17 protein-coding genes and 2 tRNA genes are annotated in these 23,071 nt (G+C 45.0%); 2 read left to right on the top strand and 17 right to left on the bottom strand.

From position 1 onward, the window contains the following. Positions 1–78: 78 nt before the first annotated feature. From QU605_RS03335 to QU605_RS03305, 7 genes are all read right to left on the bottom strand, one after another. Positions 79–1,677, bottom strand: a complete 1,599-nt coding sequence (locus tag QU605_RS03335) for an amidohydrolase family protein (protein WP_289723837.1) — start codon at positions 1,675–1,677, stop codon at positions 79–81. Positions 1,678–1,711: 34 nt separating this feature from the next. Next, positions 1,712–2,179: a hypothetical protein gene (locus QU605_RS03330; protein WP_289723836.1), complete on the bottom strand. Its 468-nt coding sequence runs from the start codon at positions 2,177–2,179 to the stop codon at positions 1,712–1,714. A gap of 33 nt (positions 2,180–2,212) precedes the next feature. After that, positions 2,213–3,577 (bottom strand): metal-dependent hydrolase family protein, encoded by a 1,365-nt coding sequence (locus tag QU605_RS03325; RefSeq protein WP_289723835.1) that lies wholly within the window; start codon positions 3,575–3,577, stop codon positions 2,213–2,215. Between the two features lie 83 nt (positions 3,578–3,660). Continuing rightward, positions 3,661–4,824 (bottom strand): porin, encoded by a 1,164-nt coding sequence (locus QU605_RS03320; RefSeq protein WP_289723834.1) that lies wholly within the window; start codon positions 4,822–4,824, stop codon positions 3,661–3,663. A 52-nt stretch (positions 4,825–4,876) separates the two neighbouring features. Continuing rightward, positions 4,877–5,164 (bottom strand): hypothetical protein, encoded by a 288-nt coding sequence (locus QU605_RS03315; protein WP_289723833.1) that lies wholly within the window; start codon positions 5,162–5,164, stop codon positions 4,877–4,879. Positions 5,165–5,429: 265 nt separating this feature from the next. Further along, positions 5,430–6,263, bottom strand: a complete 834-nt coding sequence (locus QU605_RS03310; RefSeq protein ID WP_289723832.1) for a hypothetical protein — start codon at positions 6,261–6,263, stop codon at positions 5,430–5,432. A 166-nt stretch (positions 6,264–6,429) separates the two neighbouring features. Further along, positions 6,430–9,144, bottom strand: a complete 2,715-nt coding sequence (locus QU605_RS03305; protein WP_289723831.1) for a LuxR C-terminal-related transcriptional regulator — start codon at positions 9,142–9,144, stop codon at positions 6,430–6,432. A 345-nt stretch (positions 9,145–9,489) separates the two neighbouring features. Between QU605_RS03305 and QU605_RS03300 the strand changes: the two genes are divergently transcribed. Next, the gene (locus tag QU605_RS03300) at positions 9,490–10,581 is read left to right on the top strand and encodes a ligand-gated ion channel (RefSeq protein WP_289723830.1); all 1,092 of its coding nucleotides are present in this window, start codon (positions 9,490–9,492) and stop codon (positions 10,579–10,581) included. Positions 10,582–10,791: 210 nt separating this feature from the next. On the opposite strand, the gene QU605_RS03295 is transcribed toward QU605_RS03300, so the two are convergent. The 3 genes from QU605_RS03295 to QU605_RS03285 all read right to left on the bottom strand — a co-directional run bounded on the left by QU605_RS03295 (position 10,792) and on the right by QU605_RS03285 (position 12,689). Further along, entirely contained in the window at positions 10,792–11,325 is a 534-nt protein-coding gene (locus QU605_RS03295) for a hypothetical protein (RefSeq protein ID WP_289723829.1), read from the bottom strand. A gap of 2 nt (positions 11,326–11,327) precedes the next feature. Continuing rightward, complete coding sequence (locus QU605_RS03290) at positions 11,328–11,846, bottom strand: hypothetical protein (RefSeq protein WP_289723828.1); 519 nt, start codon at positions 11,844–11,846, stop codon at positions 11,328–11,330. Between the two features lie 108 nt (positions 11,847–11,954). Continuing rightward, complete coding sequence (locus tag QU605_RS03285) at positions 11,955–12,689, bottom strand: carboxypeptidase-like regulatory domain-containing protein (RefSeq protein WP_289723827.1); 735 nt, start codon at positions 12,687–12,689, stop codon at positions 11,955–11,957. A 193-nt stretch (positions 12,690–12,882) separates the two neighbouring features. Between QU605_RS03285 and QU605_RS03280 the strand changes: the two genes are divergently transcribed. Beyond that, entirely contained in the window at positions 12,883–14,505 is a 1,623-nt protein-coding gene (locus QU605_RS03280; protein ID WP_289723826.1) for a hypothetical protein, read from the top strand. Positions 14,506–15,011: 506 nt separating this feature from the next. On the opposite strand, the gene QU605_RS03275 is transcribed toward QU605_RS03280, so the two are convergent. The 7 genes from QU605_RS03275 to QU605_RS03245 form a co-directional block, all read right to left on the bottom strand. Then, positions 15,012–15,096: transfer RNA gene (locus tag QU605_RS03275), tRNA-Leu, on the bottom strand. A 37-nt stretch (positions 15,097–15,133) separates the two neighbouring features. Next, positions 15,134–15,206: transfer RNA gene (locus tag QU605_RS03270), tRNA-Gly, on the bottom strand. A gap of 225 nt (positions 15,207–15,431) precedes the next feature. Next, positions 15,432–16,664 (bottom strand): FAD-dependent oxidoreductase, encoded by a 1,233-nt coding sequence (locus QU605_RS03265; protein WP_289723825.1) that lies wholly within the window; start codon positions 16,662–16,664, stop codon positions 15,432–15,434. 162 nt (positions 16,665–16,826) lie between these two features. Beyond that, positions 16,827–17,630, bottom strand: coding sequence for a 3-keto-disaccharide hydrolase (locus QU605_RS03260; protein WP_289723824.1), 804 nt, complete (start codon positions 17,628–17,630; stop codon positions 16,827–16,829). Next, positions 17,627–18,370, bottom strand: a complete 744-nt coding sequence (locus QU605_RS03255; protein ID WP_289723823.1) for an ion transporter — start codon at positions 18,368–18,370, stop codon at positions 17,627–17,629. The genes QU605_RS03260 and QU605_RS03255 overlap by 4 nt, the downstream gene beginning before the upstream one ends. A 76-nt stretch (positions 18,371–18,446) precedes the next feature. Continuing rightward, the gene (locus tag QU605_RS03250) at positions 18,447–19,781 is read right to left on the bottom strand and encodes a Gfo/Idh/MocA family protein (RefSeq protein ID WP_289723822.1); all 1,335 of its coding nucleotides are present in this window, start codon (positions 19,779–19,781) and stop codon (positions 18,447–18,449) included. A gap of 30 nt (positions 19,782–19,811) precedes the next feature. Next, a complete protein-coding gene (locus QU605_RS03245) occupies positions 19,812–22,787 on the bottom strand; it encodes an AsmA family protein (RefSeq protein WP_289723821.1) in 2,976 nt (991 codons plus the stop codon). Positions 22,788–23,071: the final 284 nt, after the last annotated feature.

The following is a 23,071-nucleotide window of genomic DNA, read 5'->3' as shown; positions in this document are numbered from 1 at the left end:
GAAAAAGAAAACCAAACGCCAGACCCAAAGCCCCTTATCCACTTTAAATCGGTGTCATTATTGTAATGGAATGGAATACTAATTTATTGTTTTGTTCCTGATAGCTACCCCCGCGGCCACATTCTGCACTTTGGAATCATCGACGACTACCGTACCGTTCACAATTACATAAGGAATACCCGTCGAAGGAAGTGAGTTCTCACCAATCTTTGGGGTAGCGTTATCGGTCACAGTTTCCGGGTCAAAAATCGTGATATCGGCAGCTGAACCCTCCTGGATGCGGCCTCGTCTCTTCATCTGAGGCACATGATCCTCCAGAAAGGATGCCGGACCATAAGTCATCTTACCAATTGCCTCCATCAGAGGAATCGCCTTGGTCTCGCGTACCATACGAAGGATGCGGGCGTGGGTTCCTGATCCACGGGCATGGCCGTTGCCGGCACCATATGGGGTGTCAAATGTAGCATTAAAGCCTCCCTCATCTCCTTCAACTATCCAGGGCATACCATCCGAACCAACAATAGTACCCGGCCTCTTAAATGCTTCCATGATGTATTCTTCCTTCATGGTGTACATCAATAAGTTGGTTCCGGGAGCTGCAGTCCGCAAACTGTCGAATTTCTTAGATGTCAGGTGTTCCCCTGTAGCCGTAATAACATAATCTGAAGCCTCAATGCCCATACGCTGCTCGAAACCAGGCCGGTTATAATCGGCATCCACATAAGTGCCGGCATACTGATACGGATAAAACTCGCCGACCACTTTCTGACCCTGGGCGCGCGCGGCATCGATCAAATCAAGACAAGGCCCGGTGAGGCCCAGGCAATTGCTCTGTACGTGATGAAAAAGCACAGGGGCATCGTTTTGACGGGCTATAGTGAGCATTTCTGTAATACCCATATAGCCACTTGGGGGTATTTGTGCGAGATAGCGCACATGCGTGGTAATCGGTAAGTTGTACTTACCGGCCAGTGCGGTTACGGCATTGATTTCAGGGCTGCCCACCACAGTGTAATAGCCAATGGGGTAGGCAATGCCAAGGGCGCCCTGCTTGATTTCCCTTTCAACGGCATCGACGATGGTTTTCTCATCTTTTGGATCATATAATTTTGTTTTAAACTGAGATCCATCGTTCATGGCCCTCCCCATTGCGGGACTGTAAAGCACTCGCCCATCGGGCTCCTGACCATCCAATACCTCCAACCGTGCGCCGACATGGGCTACGTTCGTTCCATAATTAACAAAAGATTTTCCTTCCCAGAATTCATAGAAATCATTCACAGGGAAGGCACCTACCTCCAGATCAAGCGGTGTAGTAACGCCGTCCCGAACATAGAGTTTATGACCATAAGGCTCCTGGGCATGTGAGTGATAGTCTATAAACCCCGGTGCCACTACATGGCCGCTGGCATCGATCACTCTCTTACCTGAAATGTCTTTTTCAGTTATGAGACCCACCGTACCGTCTTTTACTCCCACGTTGGCAACCTTGTCAAAACCGGTCTCGGGATCCATCACTCGGCCATTTTTAATAACCAGGTCAAATTCGGTATCAGCCGAAAGGGCTTTGAATTCACTCTCATTCTTGGCATTTGGCTCACCTGCCTGCTGACAGGCAATCATGGATACTCCTATGAGGAGTATCCAGAGTATGTACTGAAATTTGGTTTTACACATTCCGAGTAGATTTTTGTTATTACTTCGCATTTGATTAAGATTTGTGATTGAAGAATTCCTGAACACTGACGCCTGCGTTTCCTAACGCAAGTTTTAAACGAAGTTTATGATAGGCATGGTTGTATCGGCGCGTAAACCGGACAACATCCTTTCGGATTTCCCTGAGCTCCTTTTTATCATCCTTATCCTCCGCGTCGTGAATTCCCTCACTCAACTCACTTTTAATGTCGGCAAGTATTTCCCGGACAAAAGAATTCAGCGATTTGAGATCGCTGTTAATCAGCTTCTTGTTATCATGGTAAAATGAAAGCACATCTGTTCGAACTTCTTTTTTGACAGATTTCACCAACTTATGCAGGCTTCTCTTTAGTTCATTGCTCGCTTCTTCCAGGGCTTCTTCCAGATCATCGGTGACTTCTGAATCAAGATCTGATACAAGGTTTTCCATATCTGTGATCGTCTCACTTAAAAGATCCTCAATATTGTATCTCTTGTTTTCCATGTTTATAGGTTTTAGTATTATTCATAATGAGTGTTATTGTAACGTGTTCTTGTAAATCTTTCCGTCTTTCATTATGATCATAAGGTTTTCCTGATTGGTAACGGCATCCAGCTTCTCCAATGGGTTACCTTCAACTAACAACATATCTGCATAGGCGCCTTCTTTAATAACACCCAGGTCACCCGGATAGGGGTTCATGAGCGGTCCACTCATTTTGTACAATTCACCTGCATTTCCGGTAGCCATTTTAAGAATCTCTACTGGCTTAAACCAAGGTGTTAAACGCTCCAACTGCTTAACCTGCCCTTCAAATAGATCTTGAGGGACAAAGAACATATCCGTTCCCCAGGTTACTTTTAAATCGGGAATTTCGGAGGCCCATTGGTACATTTTTTTTGTCCCAACACATACAATAGCCAGTTTTTCATTTGAAAATTCAGAATTCTGTGGTTCGCTGCAAAGGGTGAATGCCTGCGTGCTTAAAAACACCCCTTCTTTGGCCATGCGCTGTAAAGTGGGCTTATCCAACAACTGACCGTGAGCAACATCTTTGATACCTGCATCAATGGCCATATTGATGGATTCCGGAAAATAGGAATGTATCGTGACATAGGTTCCCCAGTTTTTGGCTACATCAACTGCTGCCTTAACCTCCTCAGAAGTATACTGAATACCCAATAGGGGGTCTGCAGGAGAAGAATAACCTCCTCCGGTCGCCAGTTTGATCTGGGAGGCACCATTTCGCAAATTCTCGCGGGCAGCTCTCATTACCTCTGTGGGACCATCTGCTAAATACCCATGACCCTGCTGGTAAAGGGCAGGCCATTCTCCGCCATACGCCGGATGTTTCTGATTAGGAATTCGAAAGTCCCCATGACCTGCGGTCTGACTGATCATTCCTCCAGATGGATAAATGCGAGGCCCGGGAACCATCCCCTCATCGATGGCCTTTTTCAATCCAAAAGTATTACCGCTTAAGTCTCTTATCGTGGTTATACCGCGCATCAGCATGGCTTCTGCATCTTTGGTGGCATAGATCACGTTGAAATTGGGCTCACCAAACATAAGTGCTGCCTGTGGGAGCGAAGCAAACATGATGTGCGTGTGGGTATCTGAAAGCCCTGGCATCAATACCCGGCCACCACCATCGATTACGGTTGCATTTTTAGAAGCACCTCTGCTGGCACTAGACCCAATAGCCTTAATTTTGTTGCCTTCTACGAATACTTCCGTGGTGCCACTTAGCTGGTCATTGGTACCGTCAAATACCCGGACGTTTTTAAATACGGTCTGGCTGGGCGTATCCTGGGCGACAGCCAGGAATGAAAAGCACCCTGTTAACACCAATGACAGGATACCCGTCATTAGTTTGGTATTGAATTGTGTTCTCTGTTTCATGAAATTATGGTTTAATGTTAAAATTTACTTTCTTATTGTTCTTATATACCCGTACTCCCTTAATGGTTTCATTACCCACTGGGTTAAAATCCAAACTGCAGCTGAAAGCGAATGCTTTGCTGCCCTCTATATGCACTATCAGCGAACCCGAGTGCCAGGTCGGGGGGTACAATAGTATTATCAAATGTCCCGAAAAGGTGGTTGAATTCCAGGCTGATCTTCCATCGGTTTGTAAAATGAAAGGGATACAGGTTCACACCGAATCCGGGTGCGGAATAGGTTTTAAAATCCCCTGGTGTTCCCCCCGGCAAAACTAAATCGTAGCGGGCGTAGAGCTGGATGACCTGATTGACAAAATACCCTCCCTGAGCATAGAATCCATATTGGCTGAAGCCCTTGGCCCCCTCCGGGAATTGACCCGTCCATACCCCGGCGATCAGGGCCTGATACCCATCGCCGTTATATGAAATATCCAAATTTCCCTGAACCCCGTGGTTTCTCAATAGCCCAACGGTATGCCTTAAAAAATTAAATGAACCGCCTAAAAGAATGCCCTCAGACCTGCCCCGGCGGCCTACCAGATCGTCCCATACCGTCCAGTCATCCCCTTTAAGTGCATATTCATACCTGCCGCCCAGCATATAATCAGACTGATCTGATTGGGTCACCGCCCGGTTCCATCCGTAAAGGCCGTTGGAAAGGGAGGCCCACCAGCGCGCCCTGTTTTTGGGTCTTCGGTATACCAGGATTCCAAAAGAGGTCCCTAAGGCGAAGGCGGCATCGTTGGCGGAACATTGCATGGCCAGGATATTGGAGGGGTCCATCCAATCCTCCCGTGAGGAGGCCACAAATTGATTGCCCACGGTAATGATATAATCCTGGTTGATGGCATAGGCCAGGTAAACCTGCTGCAAGTTGAAGTCGCCGTCGGCTCCGATATTTGTCACAAGGTTAAAATTGAATTTGTCGGAATACTTGCCGGTAAAGAAGATGCGCGTCCGATTAATGGTGAATCCCTTTTCAACACTGGGCACGGAATCAGGGGTGTTGTTCTTGTACACGGTAGTATATCTGGGTGTAGTCCATACACCGAAATTCAATCTGTAATGTCCCTTCCTGCTATCCTGTATATAGAATCCGTTGGTAGCGGTAGAATCAAATCCGGCATGGCCCATACTGCGATAATCCTGTTTGGCCAGGGAGTCGTAGGCAATATCTTTTTCTGTTATTTGGGCCGATACATACATAACCCCACCTAATGTTATAAGAATACAGATGTATATTCTTGATGGTAAAAATCTATTCACTAACGCTACCATGGGGAAATTGATCAGCAAACTCTAAAAGCCTTTTGGTATCCATTTTTTCGATTTTGAGAATGACATATTGCAGTGAATAAAGGGTGTTCAAAAGGCCTGATAATTCTGCCTGGTCCTTCACGCTCACTGAGAGGTAACTCTGTGCATGTTTACTGTTGCAAACGATACTCATTCTCGAAGCATCGAAAATTGGAAATGTATCATCGACAAGGATTCCATCCACGGTAATACCATAGCTGGCTGTTTCGTAAAATTTTGACGTTCCCATCCCTCGGTTACATGATTCGCTAAGTTGTCCAAACTAGGGAGAAACTTCTGGATAATCAATTGACTAAAGTCAACCATAGGTCAAGAAAGCAGCAAGGGTTGAAGGATCATCTGAATATCCGGTAGATTGATCATCTGTCGGTAGCGCTATTTGGTATTTTGGCTGCAAAAGTTTGCAAATGGCAAAACCAGGTCCCTGACAAAAATTCTCAACTCCTGAGATTTTGCTTGTTTAAAGGAATGCCTTCAGGTCCACCAAATTCCAATTATTTCAGTTGTGTTATTTCAACCAACAAGATGGATCCTACCAAATACATCTTATTGCTCACAGCATTCCAGTATAGGCTGGCCTTAAAAGGAATTGAAATGGATTTAGTGTCCACGATTTTCCTGTAAAACGAAACCCCCAGGTCAGTAAATCCGGAGTTCTCGGCATAAAAGGTTTCTCCAGAGGGATCGTTCCAACTAAAGGAATAGGCGGCATGCGCCGATATTTTAAATTTGTCCTTTACCCAATTGTACTGGAGTTTAAAGTACTGGGAGTATCGCTGCTCCCCCCTGCGCAATGGAATTCCGGCCGCATCATCCTCTGGCAGCGGGGGTCTGTCCCTGCCGTACAGGAATGTAGAGGACATAAGTTCAAAATTCTTTAAAGGTTTTACTTTCACCATAAAGTCCAGTAAGCCGCGGGTTATGTCAGGCCTGAAGTCAAAAAATCCGGAAGGCGTTGGAATATTCGTAATCCCTTCAGTAAAATTGTAGTACCAGTCTGCACGAATGTAGAATTTCGGGCGATAATACATCAGGATAAGGTCCGTTTCAGTATATCCGCCATTAAAGGACGCACCCCCGTAGGCACCAAGCACGAAACTCCCTTCCTTGAAACCTGCCTGTGTTGATAAGACGGGCGCCCTGGAAGGAAGCAAACCCCTGAAGACATTCATCGTCTTAAACGCAAAGGACATATCCCAGGCAAATCCCTTATCATTGAACGGAATAATACTGTCCTGCACCAGGTTACTCTCATTCTGGGCAAACGAACTTTGAGTAACTAAGAGCAATAGAACGGTGCAAACAGCATGTCTGACGATTAATCTCATAACCTAATTTATGTAATCCTCCTTTATCCCGCCTAAACTATCGTTTTTTATCCTTCGGACATTGGCTGCGAAGTCAATAAAAAGTCAGTTTTAAGCCATTTTTCCCTTTAGTGGTTAATGGAAAGGGCAGGTTATTCCATGACAGGAGCATTAGAATGGTAGAGAATCATTTGAATGTCGCAGCTGATTTTTCTTCCAAAGCGTGGAAATATGCGATAGCCTGGCCCCGGTTTTTGACCCCGATTTTCTGGTAAAGGTTGTAGATATATGTTTTGACCGTACCCAGGGAATAGTAGAGTTTTTCGGCAATTTCTTTGTTCTGATAGCCTTCTGAAATGTATTGCAGTATTTGAATTTCCTTTTGAGTAATTACAGAAGCCCGATTCTTTTTTAAAGGTTCTTCACCTTTTCCGCCACCTTTACGGGTCCCGGCTTTTAAATTGAAACTGTGAAGTATCTCCTGAACATACGGATCTTTCGGTGAAGTGTCTGAAACCTTAGACAATAAAGCCTGCATAGGGCTTCCACAATCCGTATACACCCTGATTATGGACTCGGCCTTTGTACGTGAGAGCAATGATCTCAAGTGTTCCAATGCCCTCTCAGTTTCATTCTTCAGCGAATACCATACAATTTTTAAGGCATTCGCCTGAAAAAGCAGGATCAGGTTATTTACTTCTGCTGCAAATACTTCGAAGCTTTCCAGCAAGTCCCCGGCCCTGTTAAGGTCCTGATAAGGGTGATCGGCCATCAGGAGCTTCACTTCGGTTAATTGGGATTGGTAATAATGGTGGGTGTACGAAGTGTTTTTTTTGGGACCATCATGCCATGAATTCCAGGCCAGGGAAGCATCACCCATTCTTAGCATTAGTTCCGTTTTCAGTAAGGACTGTAAGTGCTCATAGGACCTGGAGTGAAATTGTTTTTGAAAGGCAATCATCTTTTTAAAACAGTGATCGAACCTGGTATCCTCACTTCGGGCCAAATGATATAAACACTTCAGATAAAAGCATTCAATGATCCAGGAAGGTCTTGTCACATAACTGCTTTCTATGGCTTCATTGAGGTATTCAAGCCCCTTGTCCAATTCATTGCGTTGATAAAGGGCAATCGAGCAATAGTAGTTGGCTATCAACAGTATCCCCTGATTCCGATGATTGACAGCAAGGGAGCGGGCCTTCTGGGCATTTTCTATAATGTCTTCCTGTTTCCCCCGCATAAAAGCAAACATAGCTGCAAGAGCGAAATAATTCATGTGGTAGGAGGGGTCGGTCGTTCTTAAGGTCTTTCTATAGGAATCCAAAAAGGCCTTGGCTTGATCCGACTTCCCGGAAGCATTCAATGCAAATATGTAGAATGCCATCGCATGATCGTGAAGGTAGGAACTGTTCGAATGCAGCAGTTCCATAGCTTTCTGGGAATATTGGATTACCTCGTCGATTTTCCGGTTTTGAAATAAACGGAAGCTTGAACTGGAGTAGTACTCCCCCCACAACCTTTTTGCTTCTTCCGATGCACTGGATAGGGGTGGCAAGAGATGCCGGGCACGCTCCAGGTCCTCCGACATTTGATCGTGTTTTTTGGTGAGATCGAAAAGCACAGCCCGAACCAGGAGCAGGCTCGGTTCTGTTTCTATAACCTCTCCGGGGAATAGATTGAGCAGCCTTCGGAACTGATCAAACCTTTGGTTATCGAAAAGGGAATACCGCTCCCGGTTCAAAAGGTCGATAGCCCTTGAAAAATCTCGATACTCAAGGCTCAATTGGATCGCCTCGAAAATGGAGTTCTCAGCTGCCAGAAATGAACAACCGTACCCAATGGATTTTGAAAGAGTTTCCCCGGAATATTTCTTTTTGCATCTGGTTTTCAGGAACACTTTAACCAGTTGATGGAAGCGATACCAATTATTATCGTCATCCAATGCCATAATAAACAGAGAACGGTCCAGGAGTTCCCGGATGCGGATTTCAATTTCGTCAAATGATTGATCTCCTTCGGGATGAATTGTATCGTGCACCCCTCGCAGTAGTGCCAAATTGAACCGGGGAAACAACGAAGCCATCATTAAATAATTCCTCACGGATGAATCAAGGGAAGCGAATACACCCTCTATAAGATCTCCCAGGACTTTTGTTCCCTGGACTTGGTTTTTAGCGAGTTCCAGCGTTTCACTATCTTCATTTGAGGCGAGTTCTTTCAACCACAATCGTATGGGAATGACCCACCCTTCTGTTTGGTTAAATATAACGGTAGCTGAATCCGGGGATAATTTTTTACCGGTTTGCGCCTCTGAAAGTGCCCTAATTTCCTCCTCAGTGAATTTAAGGTCTGCCATCCTGATTTCGTGCACCTTGGCATAGGCAATCAATCTTCTAAGATCCAAGGGGGGGTCATATCTTGAAATAAGGATAAATCGGTGCTGTTCAGGAAAGTGATTTAATAGTTCAGAGAAAAAATCATGCACTTGTTGATTGTCAATCTTGTGATAATCATCCAACACAAAAATGATCTCCTCCTTGATTCCTTGCAGGACATTTAAGATGGGTACGGACAATTCCGTATTCTCAGGTAATTCAAGTGTATTCCCCAGGTGACTCAATCCCAAGAACCCTTTCGGATCAAGTACACTAAGGGCTTCAATAAGGTACTGCAATAAGGTAAGCAGGTCATTGCAGTCTTCCTCTATGGCTATCCAGCAATGTGGACTGTTGGTTTCATCAAGCCATTGACTCACGAAGATACTCTTTCCATATCCGGCGGGAGCGATTACCTTCTGGACGGGTTTATTCCGACCGTTCTCCATCATCTGGATCAGCTTGGGCCGTGCAATATAACGATTGGCAACTACCGGCTTAAAGAGTCTGGTTCTTAAAATATTCATACAACAATCTAGGCATTTTATGCCAGCTGTGACAAATTGATTCGTGATTGGCCAAATCATCACCCACTTCAAAGATTATCTCAATATTGCAGGTATCATATCAGCTCAAATCAATTAATTGTAAGGTATGAATAATTGAACTTCTGAAAAAACCTACGAATATCATGCTGTTCAACACTGGAAGCACAAAAAGAGAGATAACTGCCAGGCGGCAAATGCTCTTTGATTCATTATACATGATTAATTGAGGTGATTCAGCTGAGGGAAGTTAATGATGCCGATTGGCAGTAAATTATTAATTTGGTAGCGGAGCAAGTTTAATCCACAAATTTTCCGCACAAAGCCATGGGTAAGCAGTTTAAGGAAATGCGTTGTTTGTTAAGTCTGATTATTAGCCTTACAGCCCCTTTATTCTTGTGGGGACAGTCGAGTTCGGATGAACTGTATACCATCCCGAGATCCGAAGGACCCGTGGAGATTCGCATAGGCTATAGTATCTTAAACATCTCCAACATCAATGAAAAAGAGGAAACCATCCAGTTTGACGGAGCCCTCTTCCTGAGATGGAAAGATGAGCGACTGAAATATACTCCTGCAGATTCTACATACTACGGAAAGAAGGATTTAAGAGTTCCGGAAAAAGTATATCAGGGCATATATAGTATCAACCGGCTTTACAAAGGATGGCGGCCACAACTATACTTCCTCAATGGAGTTGGAAACAAGGGTGTGAACACTCAAACCATTGCGATATGGCCGGACGGGACGGTACAGTATACTGAAGGGTTCATTGCGGAGATGGGCACTCCAATGGATCTCCGGTCCTATCCTTTTGATACCCAGGACCTTTTGCTTTATCTGCACCCAACGCCTTACACCGAGGACGAACTTGTATTTGTTCCCGACAAATCCCTTTCGAAAACCTGGGTCCAAAACCTTGGCACAGCAGAATGGGACAGAAAAGCAGAAGAAATGGCTGTAAGAACCGCCGAGATTCAGGCTCATGATGGAAGTGTCATCCCCGTTTCCGAGTTTGTTATCGCTCTGAAGATCAAGAGAAAACCCCTGCATATCCTATTTAGCATCATCCTGCCCATGGTCTTGTTAGTTTCCCTCACCTGGATTGTGTTCTGGTTGGATAAAAATCCGGTAATAGACCGAATCAACATCCTATTTATAGGCATCCTTTCAGTTGTGGCTTTTTATATGGTCATCCAGGACAACATTCCCAGGATAGATTACCTGACACTTATGGACTTTTTTGTGCTGGAAAATTTTGGCATCCTGGCTGCCTCGGTTTTAGTGAGTTTGGCCCTTGACCGTATGAAGCATTCGGGAAAAACAGCACGAGCACAGAAATTGCATCGGATATGCCGATGGGCATTTCCGGCAGGATATGTGTTCACAGCCCTGATTATTTTTCTGATTTTTTCCTGAACAAGCATAATAACATTCCTAAAGGAAGAATCACCTGGATCGCGCTCAGACCGCTGTGGTTCTGGTATTGATGCGTGGATGACACCCTCATAAAGGAGATTTCTTATAAGGGATTATCGTCCTTTAGGGGATAATGCTCCCCCTGCGGCGCCGTTCTCGATCAGGAATTAATATACGTCAGTGCAAATCAGGTAAGTGTTCTTGAAGATCTTATTGCTGACATTTATTGAATATCTGTAAAAGTTCTTCTTCGGTAAGTGAAATCACATGATGGGGGTTCGGAATAAGCTCACGTACTTCAGCCAGGGCACAATCACAATATTTCTCGGCATCGTCATCACTGATGCCTTGTTGCATCTTTCCTTCCTTGCAATGCTTTTTAAACAACTCTTCCGCCTCCTCTGTCCAGGGATGCTCAATTTTTACCAGGAGAAGTTCATCTATGCATTCAGATTGTTCGAATAGGGAAACGATTTCGGTTTGTTCCAATTCCATAGCCGACCCAACATCGGGATATTTCTCCATTGACGATTTCAAAAGACAATCACAATACTTTCCTGAATCTTCGACTCCCTCAGCCTCAAGGAATCCAGCGCAGTTCGAGTTGAATCTGGCCCTATCCTCTTCCGTCCATCCCTGCAATGCCGCTGCGGCAGTAACGGAAGGTGTTTCATTGTTTTTCTCTTGTTTGCATCCACATAGTATCAGAAATGCAAAAGCCGTTAATAAAGCAGTTGGTTTCATAATCAATATTCACTATCTATGATTTCACATCTGATCCGATCGGTCTTGATCTTTTGGCGGGAGACAAAATCCGAAATAATGTTCCCTGCGGTTGAACCATAAAAAATCACATCCCCTGTCGTACCTCCTATGGACGATCCGAGAAACTGACCTGCCGTTGCAACAATCGCCCTGTTTTCCCTCCCTCTGTGTTCCTTCTCATCGAGTCGTTCCACAGCAATGATCTCATCAATTTTTATTTTCTTACCGGCAATTGGAACCACCCGTGTGCTTCTGGCATAATCAAAAACCCGTACAACCTGTCTGTCCTTAAAAATCCCGGTAATCTTACCTTGAAAATAATGCGGATTCTTACCCTTTTTAGCATGGCCGAGAACCACCAGATCCCCAAGGAACAGCGTGTCAGTCTCAACCTCTTGCCGGTCCGCATTAAAGTGATGGACAATCAGTTCCTGAGAGTGCACAAAAGAGGACATCCAAAACAGCGTGCCCAGAGTAAACAAAACTTTCATTTTACACATAAAAATAATTCTCAAGATAAAACAATAATCGGAAGCCCACAGAGTCCCTGTTTTTCAGATGCAAATTCGAATTGAGGAATTTCCACCGGAACTATTTCACGCCAGAAACTAGGGCACCACAAAGGAAATGGCTCCAGAAGTGTTACTATTCAGGTTTGGAAAAACTGTAAAGTCAAGATCCGGATCATCATACTGATTGCTCCAAAAGGATTCGCCATAACAGATTACATAAACGGTTTGACCACCTTGAAACCCCAGTGCTTCCAAAGAGGCAGTAGTTAAGGTTAAATTATAGGGATTGATTTGTGCTCCAAACGTATCTAAAACGGCCTCATAGTTCTCATTGCTAACATTGCTTTCAGTTGAGAAGAAATATCTGATGTAGCGGGTATTGCTATTATTTGCTTCCGGGTCTAATGTCGTTGCTATAGTAATCGTGCCACTTTCTTCACTCGCTGCCAGATTCGTTATGGTTGTCGAAGAGGTTTGCCCTAATGAAGGGGTATTTGAAATAGTTGTATTCCCGTTTCTATGGCCAATGCCAAAACTCTTAAATGTGCCATATCCAGATTTTTCGTAGATCACCGTATAGGTCCCAAAAGGAACGTCAGATAAGATAAAATCTCCATTGTCATCCGTCATAGCCGTTTTGGAGGAACCCTCTAACCTAATGGTCATATCCGAGTTGTCAATTTCTGTAGTACCTTCGTCATAAAGATTTACTGAACCCCTGATATCAGCGGAAGTAGGGTCTGGCGTACTTATTTCTTCATCGCTATCGCCACCACAAGAATTGAACACCATCAATGCAAACAGTCCGAGAATTAGATATTTTAATTTCATGATTGCGTTTTTTTAAATTATTCTTTTTTTAAAAATTTCAATGTTCATGTCGTGTAACAAGCAACAAAAAGAATTTTGACCGACTAATATTTTGTTGAAAATAAATACAAATATGTGTCACTGAAATAATAACCTCAAACTCTTTTCATCCAGCCCATAGATATTTCTTATATTTAAAATAAGAATTATCATTTTGGTTCTAAAAATTATCTTTTTATCGCTTTCGTTGATCGGTAATGTAATTACCCGGGATACTCTGATGGAGGCATTTTATAATGATCGCGTCTATTACAATCTAGTTCTGGATAATGATGGGTATGTTTTGGTTTCATCCAGTGAGGGGGTGTTTCAGATTGTGGGTTCAGAACTTAAAGAAGTAAATGGAAATCGGGGTTATATCACTTTTAAAAATGGTCTCATAGTACATTCTAAATTTACGGATGAAGAAATGCATTCGAGATTCAATCATCTTTTACCAGATTACTATAAAAGCTTTAAACATTATTCACGGGAAAGGGGTGCCTTCCTATATCTTATTAGCAACAATTCACTTTTCATTTATAAAGTATCTGATTATAAGACTTACTTACCTCAACTTAGTGTTAGGGCCTTTAGTGCTAACAGTATTGGCACATATGATGGTATCTTTTGTTATGGTAAAAAAATAAGAATTCCGGACTTTACATCTGGTCACATACTCGAGCAGGACTCTACATTTTACATCTGTTATGATGGTTTGGCTATTTACAGACCAAAAAATGACAGCATACAGTTATTTAAACGTGATTTGAATGGTGAAGCAAAATTTGGCGCAAATTCTGTTGGATTTGCCCGGGATATTTTTAAGCTGAATGACGGGAGGTTTATACTGGCAACCACCAAAGGGCTTTATATTCTTAATTCATCATTCACATCCATTGAAAAAATTCTCGAAGAAGCATCAATAAATGGCGCTGAAATTGTTCATGTTGATCAACAAGCGGAAACCCTGGTAGTAGCATTTTGCATCAATAATTCATTTTACGAGTACAGTTTACGGGATGATGAATTGATAAGTCTTGCTCAATTTACCAAACCCATCGAGGATGGCTTTAAAACAGATCACAATAATCAAAAAAAATACGTCCTTTTAACAGACAGTGAGCTATTCCTGGTAACGGACCGTTCCAAGGACCGCATTGTGTTCAATGAATTCTCAAATGCATATTCGTTACTGGATTATGACAAGGACGCGGTTCTTATTACTACCATTGACGGGGCTGTTTCTATTAATTTAACCACAAATAAGGCGACGAAAATATTATCGGGTATTGAGTTCAATAAAAGAGCCGTTTTCAAAACTACAGATTCTATTAAGTTAGGTACGATTAATGGCTATGTTTCTCTCTCTATTGACCAATTAAAAGAAATGATTCGAAAAGCAGATTCATTAAATGAAGAAGAAAGAAAGAATTCACTTTTCATCACTATCATTACCATTTTGACATTGGTGTCATCAATCTTGATTGTATTTTATTTTATTTCATCACGAAGAAAACGAGATGTCGCAAACAAGATAGATTTACATCAGGTTGAAACTTTTATAGCCAATAATCTACATCAGGCAACTATTGATTCAATAACCAATCATTTTAATCTCAGTTTAAAAGAGTTATATGAATTAACGTACCCAAACAAACCAGGTAAACTCATTACCAAAAAAAGAAAAGATATGGTAAGATCTTTATTAAATCAGGATAAAGACCTGGTCTATATTTCTGAAATAACGGGATTTTCAGTTAGCTACTTAAAAAAGATTAAGAGCTCTTTAATTTGAGTCGTACAAAAGATACAGATGTGTTTCCAAATGACTTTCAACGAAATAAAATTGCTCTAGGAACACTGATAATATTCTAACTGAAGAGAGTTGAATCTGGATTCTCGATATGTTACCACAACGTAACTTATGAAATTTTAAAACCCTCTATATCAGTATTATAAATAGGGTTTAAGTGCTCGGGACGGGAATTACCTCCCGCTTCGCAGTCGGTGAGTCCCGCCCAAACGTGGTGAAATAGGAAAAGTACGCCCGCAGCGCGGGCTGGCCTTTTTTGTTACCCAATCCCTTACAACAAAGGAAATCGAAATCAAATGGAAACTACAGACGGGAATTACCTCCCGCTGCGCAGTCGGTGAGTCCCGCCCAAACGTGGTGAAATAGGAAAAGTACGCCCGCAGCGCGGGCTGGCCTTTTTTGTTTGTCACCTATTCGCTCAGGCAAGCCTGGCTCTGGATACAAACAAAAAAGCCAGTGCCTTCGGCACTGACTTTTCCTCTTATCCGTACTCGGGACGGGACTTGAACCCGTACGGCCGCGATGGCCATTGGATTTTAAGTCCAACGTGTCTACCAATTCCACCACCCGAGCGGAAACAAAAAAACGCTGACAGGCAGCGTTTCTGTCGAGCGAAAAACGGGATTCGAACCCGCGACCTCCACCTTGGCAAGGTGGCGCTCTACCAACTGAGCTATTTTCGCAAAGTAAAAGATCGAACCGCCCTTACGAACGGGAAGCAAATTTAAAACAATTCCTGCAATTGCCAAGAATTTTTCAACCCCAAAACACGTCTTTAATATTCACCGGAAAGACGGATTACCATCAAAGCAAGCACACGGACATCTCAGAGGCCGGCATGGGACTTGCTTTTTAATTCCGAAACATCGACATGGAGTTGACCAAACATTAATGGGAGCCCGGGTAATCTATGCCAGTGAAGCCGCAAGCGCTTCGGCGGCAGCCTCACCAGAAGCCATGGCTGCGTTCAGGGATCCGTTTAATAAATAGTCCCCTGCCAGAAAGAGGTTATCGAAGTCCAGACTCTGAACCTCCACAGGTTTCATCTTAAGATCTCCTCTTTTGGGAAGCGCTCTTTCAACCGCATAATGCTTCAAAAAGGATTTCGTTTTTATCCCGCAATAACGTTCCAGGTCCTCGCTTACCCTTTGAATTAATTCCGCCTTGGATAAAGCGTGTTTCTTTACCACGGTAACCGAGAGTACCGGACACCCCTCAGCGTTCTGGCCAAATGGGAAGTACAGGTTGTTTATCAGGGCATCCGGGTCAGCTACCAGGGCAATGACACCTTCCTCGAACGTCCTTTTGGACACGTTGAAATAAAGGTTGTCACAGCGCTCCCAGGCTACGCCGGATTCACGGAGCTCCCCCGTTTCAGGGTTAAAGGGAACCGTAATCAGCGTGGCCCGACTGGGCAGTTTTTCTCCTCCTTTCAAAATCACCGCTCCCGATGTCACCTGCTGTACCGGCTGATTGTACCTTATGGTTGTTCTATTCAGCCCAGCTACGAGCTGTGCCGCGATCGCCCCGATACCTGAGTCCGGAATCGCTGCATAACCCTCACTGAACATTTTAAAGGTAAACTCAAACATACGCGATGAGGTACTCAGTGCCTCTTCCAGGAAAATACCGCCAAAAAAGGGTTTAAAAAAGGTTCGGATAACCTGATCTGAAAACCCATAGGCCTCCAGATATTGAAGTGTCGTCTGTTCGGGCGTTGCAAAGATTTCATCGACAGACTTTTGCTTCAGCCCTGATGAAAGTCTAAATATCTTCCACTTGTCCTTTAAGGTGCCCACTTTGGAATTCAGGGTAGGCAGTAAACTGGAAAAATTCCTGAGCGGATCTCCAATGCGTTGAGGCGTTCCCGTATTAAAAACAAGGGCTCCCGGAAGAAACCTTCTCAAATTTAGCTTATCAAAATCCAGGTGCCTGCGGGCCTGCGGATAGGCCGTAAGCAAAACCTGAAATCCATGATCGTAAACGACTCCGCTTTCTGTATCTGACTTAACCCGGCCCCCGGGCCTATCCGAGCTTTCAAGGATGACCGGGGCATACCCCTTTTTCTCAAGGGTCCGGGCCGCGACGAGACCACTTATACCTGTCCCTACGATATAGATTTGATCAGCAGTAGTATTCATAAACACATTGGAAATTCAAAAAATGGAACGAGTTCAAAAATAATGAAAATCACGTGGAGGCCTTTTGAATGATTAGAAGGTCGTAGTATGGTATGCCCGAATGACAATTTGAAACAGGAAATATGGAATTCCTTTGTGACCTCCTTCATCGACCCGCCTGAATCACTTCGGGTCCAGTTCCATGAGTTCAATTTTGCGGAATTCCGTGGGATGGCTTTCCGCCTGAATCGCAATATACCCCGAGGTCATTGGTTTCCCTTCTATATATACCTTTGAATCATATCCGCTGATCGCCCCTCCACCCATTACAGGATGGGAATAAGTGAGCACTGTGTCTCCTTCCACAAGGTGATGGATTACAGAATCTCTGTACACAATTACTTCTGCAGTAACCCAACCATCCCCCCTATAGGTTTTTGAACGCGAATCGATACAGTGCGCTTCCCGCAATTCGCCCTGCATCACAACATTGGATCCCGGGGTGCATAAATTCATGGTAGATCGCTCGCCTTCCGGGGCACCTCCGAGTAATTGGGCTTCCAGGGATATGGGAAAATCCTGATCCACTCCCATACTCTGAGCAGACTGGCTGTGCAACATCAATCCGTTATTTCGTAAGGCCCAGCCCGGGCCATCGGGAACCTGATCCCCCACAAACCGATATTCAACCCTCAGCCGATAGCTCGAAAACGGATGCTGGTAAAACAGGTGCCCAAATTCTTCATTAAAGGTGTCATAATCGTCATAAGAGACCTTGAGCAATCCATTTTCTACCCGGAAGGTATTCCTGTAGTTTACCCCTAACTCGAAGCCCCGTATTTTTATATCCCATCCGGTAAGGTCCTTTCCGTTAAAAAGCGGTACCCATTGAGCTTCCACTTCTGCTTCCTTCTGAAAATTCCGGCAGCCAAACAGGAGAATAACCGCCATCAAAGCTGTAAAATATCCGCGATAGGTTGTCTTCATTTTTTCGTATCAGATGTCTGTTTGCCTTCGTCTTTATGCTCCTCGATTTCACGGGCCCTTGATAGTGCAGAGGCGACCAGCCCGGCCGGAACCGTGACGATTCCCACCCCGATGATCAGCACAAAAAATGTAAATATTTTGCCTCCGATCGTAACCGGGAATACATCCCCGTAGCCAACAGTAGTCAGGGTGACAATGGCCCACCAGAAGCTGTGGAATATTGAGGCAAAGGAATCCGGTTGGGCCTCGTTCTCAAAAAAGTAAATCCCGGCAGAAGTCAGGTAGATCAGGATCAGGGTAATGATAAAAAACAGGACGATTTCCTCTTTGACCAGATGTGCAGCCACATGGAAGCGCTTCAGGGCCTTGTTGTAACGAACGAGCTTAAATGCCCGGAACAGCCTTAGAATCCTGAAGGAACGCAGGGCCCTGAGGTCCAGGGTCGTACTAAGGTAAAACGGCAGGATGGCCAAAAGGTCCACGATGCCGTAAAAACTAAAGATATATTTCAGGGGCTTCTTGGCCACGTAGATCCTCAGGACATATTCGATGGTAAACACCACGACACAGAACAATTCAAAATTATAGAGAAAATGCCGGGCCTGATCTGATAGATCAGGGAGGGTTTCCACGGCAAACCCAATTAGGGAGAGCATGATCAGCCCCTGTATGATGTTGTCGAATATCCGGCCTTTACGGGTCGTGTTGTCCTCCAGTATATTCCAGAGCCAGGTTCTCATATTTCGGACGGTGTTTTAACTGCTTAAAGGTATTTGACCCTTGGGGAAAAATCAAATAACCCTGTCAGAAAGGTATTCAGAATTTCCTGTACGTACTTCCCAGGAACGCATTGGCTTCCTCCTCCTGGAAACGTGCCGACTTCGCATCCCAGTTCAGGGTCTTCCCGGGAAACCTGCCGGCAATTACGCCGAGCAGAATGGTTTCTGTGAGCCGGGCAGAATAGGAAAACGGCGCTGAACATTCGTCTTTACCCAGGCAGGCATCCACAAATTCATGGTAGTGTTTCCTTCCTTCACTTTCGTAATCCCGAACAGGCTGACCGAGCTTGAAGCGTTCGACATCTATATCGACATAGCTCCCATCGACAATATGGCGGGGGAGCATTTCAAAATGAGGCAGATAGAGCCTTCCGGTTTCTCCAATAAACATAGCACCCTGATCGTGAAGCGGCTCCTCCTCAGGTAATTTCAGGTCGGGATGGGAGTCAGGAGCTCCTGGGCCGTCGGACCAAATCCAGGTAAGGGATTCGCCCGTATACGCTGTGCCCGGGAATTCATAGGTAACTTCATTGCGCTCCGGATGCCCAAAGCCATTTGGAGGACGGCAATTATTTGTGATCGTTTTCGGGACATCCAGGGCAAGTGCATTGTACGGGGTATCGAAAATATGAACGCCCATATCCCCGAGGGTACCACAGCCATAGTCCAGAAGCTTCCTCCAGTTTCCAGGGTGATAAAAATTCTTTTTAAAAGGCCGCCTAGAGGCAGTTCCCAACCATAGGTTCCAGTCCAGGTTTGCGGGCACGGCATCAGACCCTTCTGGAGCTGGCCCATCGAAGCCCCAGTTTTTCGGAGACCAGGCCCGTACCGTATGTACTTTTCCAATAATACCGGACTGAATGAGCAAAGTCGCCAGCTTATAATCGTAAAAAGAATGTACCTGAATTCCCATCTGGGTTGTGAGGTTTTTTGCTTCAGCCAGCTTTTTCATGGCGCGCACCTCCTCTACCCTATGGGCCAGCGGCTTTTGACAATACACGGCTTTGTCGAGTTCCATGGCCAGCAGGGAAGCCGGGGCATGCGTGTGGTCCGGGGTGGAAACGATGACCGCGTCAATACCATCCCCCATTTCGGTGAGCATAATGCGGTAATCCGAAAATGTCCGTGCGTCAGGGTAGCTTTCGGCTGCTGCTTTCAGGTATTCGGAATCCACATCGCACAGGGCCACCACATCCACCATATTGTGAGAAGCGATGGCTTTGAGATCCTCACCCCCCATATTCCCAACCCCGATATGAGCGGTCCTAAGGCGCCTTTGGTATCCCGTCTCTAAAGCCCCTAGGAGCTGTGGCGCCAGTAAAACTCCAAATGCCCCAAGACTGCTTTTCTTTAAAAATTCCCTTTTTTTCATATCTTATCTTACGCTGCTTTTAACTCTTAATTATGGTACATCCGGTATAGGTCTCTTTGCCTCAGCAGGAGCCGTCACTGTATCTCGTGGTGCCACAAGGCTGTCCTGTACTTTTGGTTCCTTTTGGAAATATAGGGTATCCAAACGCTTTTCAAAACTATAGATGTCTTCAATGTCCATATTCTCAGTGATTGAATCCCTCAGCATCCGGAACCGCCGGCGCTCTTCCTCGGTAAACTCATCATCGTCGTAATCCAGGGCCTCCAGGTCTTTTTCCCGCCTGCCCATCTTGATCTTCAGACTGTCACTAGTACCTGTGATTTTTATGGGTATTCCGATAAGGCCAAAAGGAGGAAGCCCCAGGCGCATTTGTAGGTCCATGTCCCCGTCAAGGGTAGTCTGTCCTTCCAGCCGGAGGCGGAAGGGTTTCACCTTAAATTTAAAGCGCTTCAGCTCCAGCAGATTGTCATCAATATTAGAATGCACCGTAATTTCCTTCATTTTCGGGTCTTTGAGCGCACCCAGCCGGGTTTCCCTGGAAACGGTTCCAAAGAATTTATAATTCTTAAACTGTACGTCGTGCACCGTAAGGGTCCCCCCGCCTTCAAGAGACGGCAATATGGGGTTCATGCGCTGGTCCATACTACCCCTGATTTCATAATCCAGTGAAATGATGCCGCTGGCGTTCTGGGCAGCCGGCACGAGGTCGGTAAAGAGCTCTATTTCATCATAGGCGCGATGTACATCCAGATTCTGCCCCTGAAGATTGTAGTTAAAAAGGGCCCTGTCGTTTCCTTCAGGCTTGTAAAACCCTTTCATCGTTGCCGTACCCCCAACCATATTCATACGGGTATCATTGAACACGAAGCCACCTTCTGTGACACTGATCTGGCCGCGTAATTCCGTAATATCCAGCTTAAAATGCCTGAGGGTATCGATATCCGCATTCAGTTTAAAGTTGATGTTGGCAGGTACCTGCAGCACCCCTGAAATGTCGTCCCTCGTTCCAAGCGAATCTGTCTGGGTCTGGGCCAGGGTTTCCGGGGGTACTTCTTTTTTGGGTATGAGCGCATCCAGGTCTACAAACTCCGACTTAAAGTCAAAATCGCCAAGCAGTATCCCATCGGGCACCAATAGATAACTGAGATAATTGGTAAAATACCCATTGAGGAGGGAAGAATTACCTGCATATTTTATCTGGAATTCAGAAAACTCCAGCTTATCCAATTGAAAAGTAAAGTCCCCGGAGACGATTTCCAGTGGATTCGGAAGTTCCTGGACATTGAGTGCCACATTTTCCAGAAAGAGTTTGCCCGAATTCGACGCTACTTTCAGGTCGGAACTACCCGGTTCCGGCCCGGGTACCATATGGCCTTTGAAGCGGGCATCCAGGCGGACAAACCCATTGGCCCTTGAGATATAAGGCAGGGGAGCGACCTGGCTGAAGCTGTTTAAATCCAGAGATCCCCTGGCCTGGATGTCGTAATCCAGCATCTCAAAATTTTTCAATTCCGCTTTGAGCTCAAAAGGATTGTCCTCAAAGTTGAACGACAGGTTTTTGAGCATTACTGAAGTCCCGTCAAGGGCGCCATCGGTATTCTCCAAAACAAAATCAATAGAAATGTCCTCTATGGGGTCCGGAAAAGTGGTTTGAAGGTAGCCGTCCTTTACGATGAATTCTGCATCCGTTATCGGGAAATGGGTATTGACCTTATCATATACCCCTTCGGCCGTTATATCCGCATTAAGGTGACCCCCAAAATTGATGCCGGGCAGTTGCAGGGTCTCCTGAAGCAGGTGCAGGTTGAGCTGGGCATGCAAACGTGTTTTAAGGTCAAGGGAATCCTTGTGCCCCTTGGCATAAAAATTTCCCCTGGAAAAGTCTTCGGCCAGGATGAAGGACAAGGTATCGGCCTCGATTTCAAAAACACCATTGTCCAGGGAGCCATTGAAATCCAGAAAGATCTGTTCGACGGGCACCGGGGCGTCCCGGTACTTCAACTTCCCGTCCCTGAAATTTATTTCCACGGCCATCCGGGATGCTTCCGCGGTATCCCTGACCACATTATTAAGCCCGCTCAGATGGATTTTGGCATCCAGGAGCCCGTCGATATCTGCCTTATCCCTCCAGCTGACATACCTGGCCGGAAGGAGGGAAATGATCTCCTTTAAGTGGCTGCCTTCGGTACTCAGGTCTACCTTATAGCTATACCCATCGGGGTCGAAATCAAGGTTACCGGAATAATTCAGTGCCAGTTCATTAATCACCAGGTCGTTTTTCTCAAATAAAAGGGAAACATCATTGTCGTTATAGACGGTGGTTAAATTAGCCTTTAAAGGTTTACCCTTCAGGTACTTCACATCCTCAAAAGTGACGTCCACACTGTCGATGTCCAGGTGTGACCCCAGTTGGAGCTTTCCCTCTATAAAACTCCCTGCCCCGTCGTAGTCAAGGGCGTGTGTCCGGATATCTAATTTCCGGAGCGCATCCGTATAGGCGATTGCCGTATTGTTAATGCGGATTCGGTCCAGGTAAACCTCAGTCCCGGATTCCGAAAGGCTGTCCTGATCCTTGGACTCCGGGCTGGTGAAAACCGAATAATTCTGCCGTCCGAAACGATCTGTTTTGAAAAACACATTCCCATTATTGAGTTCGATCTCCTTGATATCCACCTGATCCGTAAAAAGCAATCTCCAGATCCCTATGGTAAACACAAGGGTCTCGGCCTTTATAAAGGGTTGTTCTGCAAAGGGACCGGAGCCCCTTAGCTCTACCTCATCCATTGACAGTGTCAGGAAGGGAAAGTGATGAAAAAATGTGGCACGGGTATCCTTAAATCGAAGTTCACTGCTGAGGTAATCCGAAGTTAGGTCAGTGACTTTCTGGGAGATCCAATTGTGAAAAAGGACCGGGAATAAGACCATGGCCAAAAGCCAGAATACGAAGATTCCTCCAGCTATTTTTCCCGATAAAACCCACCTCTTTTTACTCGAATGCTCCGTCATAAAAATGCGCATGCAAATCCCTGAAAAATCAATAGGAGAAGATATTAAAAATATTACATACTGGATATACTATGGGCTATTTTACCGAATATCACCCGGGCTTCGAGCTGTTGAAAAACGATTTTATCCTTAGCGGGGCGCCACATCTGAGAGATGGACGAGCGCCTTTTTGTGGTACGTATTATAATAATTCTATCTATGATTTTTATCATAAGAGAGGGACGTACTTTGCCCTACTTTCGCTATAACAATCACTCTTCGCTACATCGGCCTTTGGGCCTAAA

Origin of the sequence: Robiginitalea aurantiaca (assembly GCF_030380815.1) — a bacterium.
Lineage (GTDB): Bacteria > Bacteroidota > Bacteroidia > Flavobacteriales > Flavobacteriaceae > Robiginitalea > Robiginitalea aurantiaca.
Note: the sequence above shows the minus strand (reverse complement) of the source record. Positions and strands in the feature narration are given on the sequence as shown.

What these genes read in the sequence shown, in the direction of transcription:
- QU605_RS03335 (WP_289723837.1), bottom strand. Translation starts at nt 1,677, where the DNA reads ATGTGTAAAACCAAATTTCAGTACATACTCTGGATACTCCTCATAGGA.
- QU605_RS03330 (WP_289723836.1), bottom strand. Translation starts at nt 2,179, where the DNA reads ATGGAAAACAAGAGATACAATATTGAGGATCTTTTAAGTGAGACGATC.
- QU605_RS03325 (WP_289723835.1), bottom strand. Translation starts at nt 3,577, where the DNA reads ATGAAACAGAGAACACAATTCAATACCAAACTAATGACGGGTATCCTG.
- QU605_RS03320 (WP_289723834.1), bottom strand. Translation starts at nt 4,824, where the DNA reads ATGTATGTATCGGCCCAAATAACAGAAAAAGATATTGCCTACGACTCC.
- QU605_RS03315 (WP_289723833.1), bottom strand. Translation starts at nt 5,164, where the DNA reads ATGGGAACGTCAAAATTTTACGAAACAGCCAGCTATGGTATTACCGTG.
- QU605_RS03310 (WP_289723832.1), bottom strand. Translation starts at nt 6,263, where the DNA reads ATGAGATTAATCGTCAGACATGCTGTTTGCACCGTTCTATTGCTCTTA.
- QU605_RS03305 (WP_289723831.1), bottom strand. Translation starts at nt 9,144, where the DNA reads ATGAATATTTTAAGAACCAGACTCTTTAAGCCGGTAGTTGCCAATCGT.
- QU605_RS03300 (WP_289723830.1), top strand. Translation starts at nt 9,490, where the DNA reads ATGGGTAAGCAGTTTAAGGAAATGCGTTGTTTGTTAAGTCTGATTATT.
- QU605_RS03295 (WP_289723829.1), bottom strand. Translation starts at nt 11,325, where the DNA reads ATGAAACCAACTGCTTTATTAACGGCTTTTGCATTTCTGATACTATGT.
- QU605_RS03290 (WP_289723828.1), bottom strand. Translation starts at nt 11,846, where the DNA reads ATGTGTAAAATGAAAGTTTTGTTTACTCTGGGCACGCTGTTTTGGATG.
- QU605_RS03285 (WP_289723827.1), bottom strand. Translation starts at nt 12,689, where the DNA reads ATGAAATTAAAATATCTAATTCTCGGACTGTTTGCATTGATGGTGTTC.
- QU605_RS03265 (WP_289723825.1), bottom strand. Translation starts at nt 16,664, where the DNA reads ATGAATACTACTGCTGATCAAATCTATATCGTAGGGACAGGTATAAGT.
- QU605_RS03260 (WP_289723824.1), bottom strand. Translation starts at nt 17,630, where the DNA reads ATGAAGACAACCTATCGCGGATATTTTACAGCTTTGATGGCGGTTATT.
- QU605_RS03255 (WP_289723823.1), bottom strand. Translation starts at nt 18,370, where the DNA reads ATGAGAACCTGGCTCTGGAATATACTGGAGGACAACACGACCCGTAAA.
- QU605_RS03250 (WP_289723822.1), bottom strand. Translation starts at nt 19,781, where the DNA reads ATGAAAAAAAGGGAATTTTTAAAGAAAAGCAGTCTTGGGGCATTTGGA.
- QU605_RS03245 (WP_289723821.1), bottom strand. Translation starts at nt 22,787, where the DNA reads ATGACGGAGCATTCGAGTAAAAAGAGGTGGGTTTTATCGGGAAAAATA.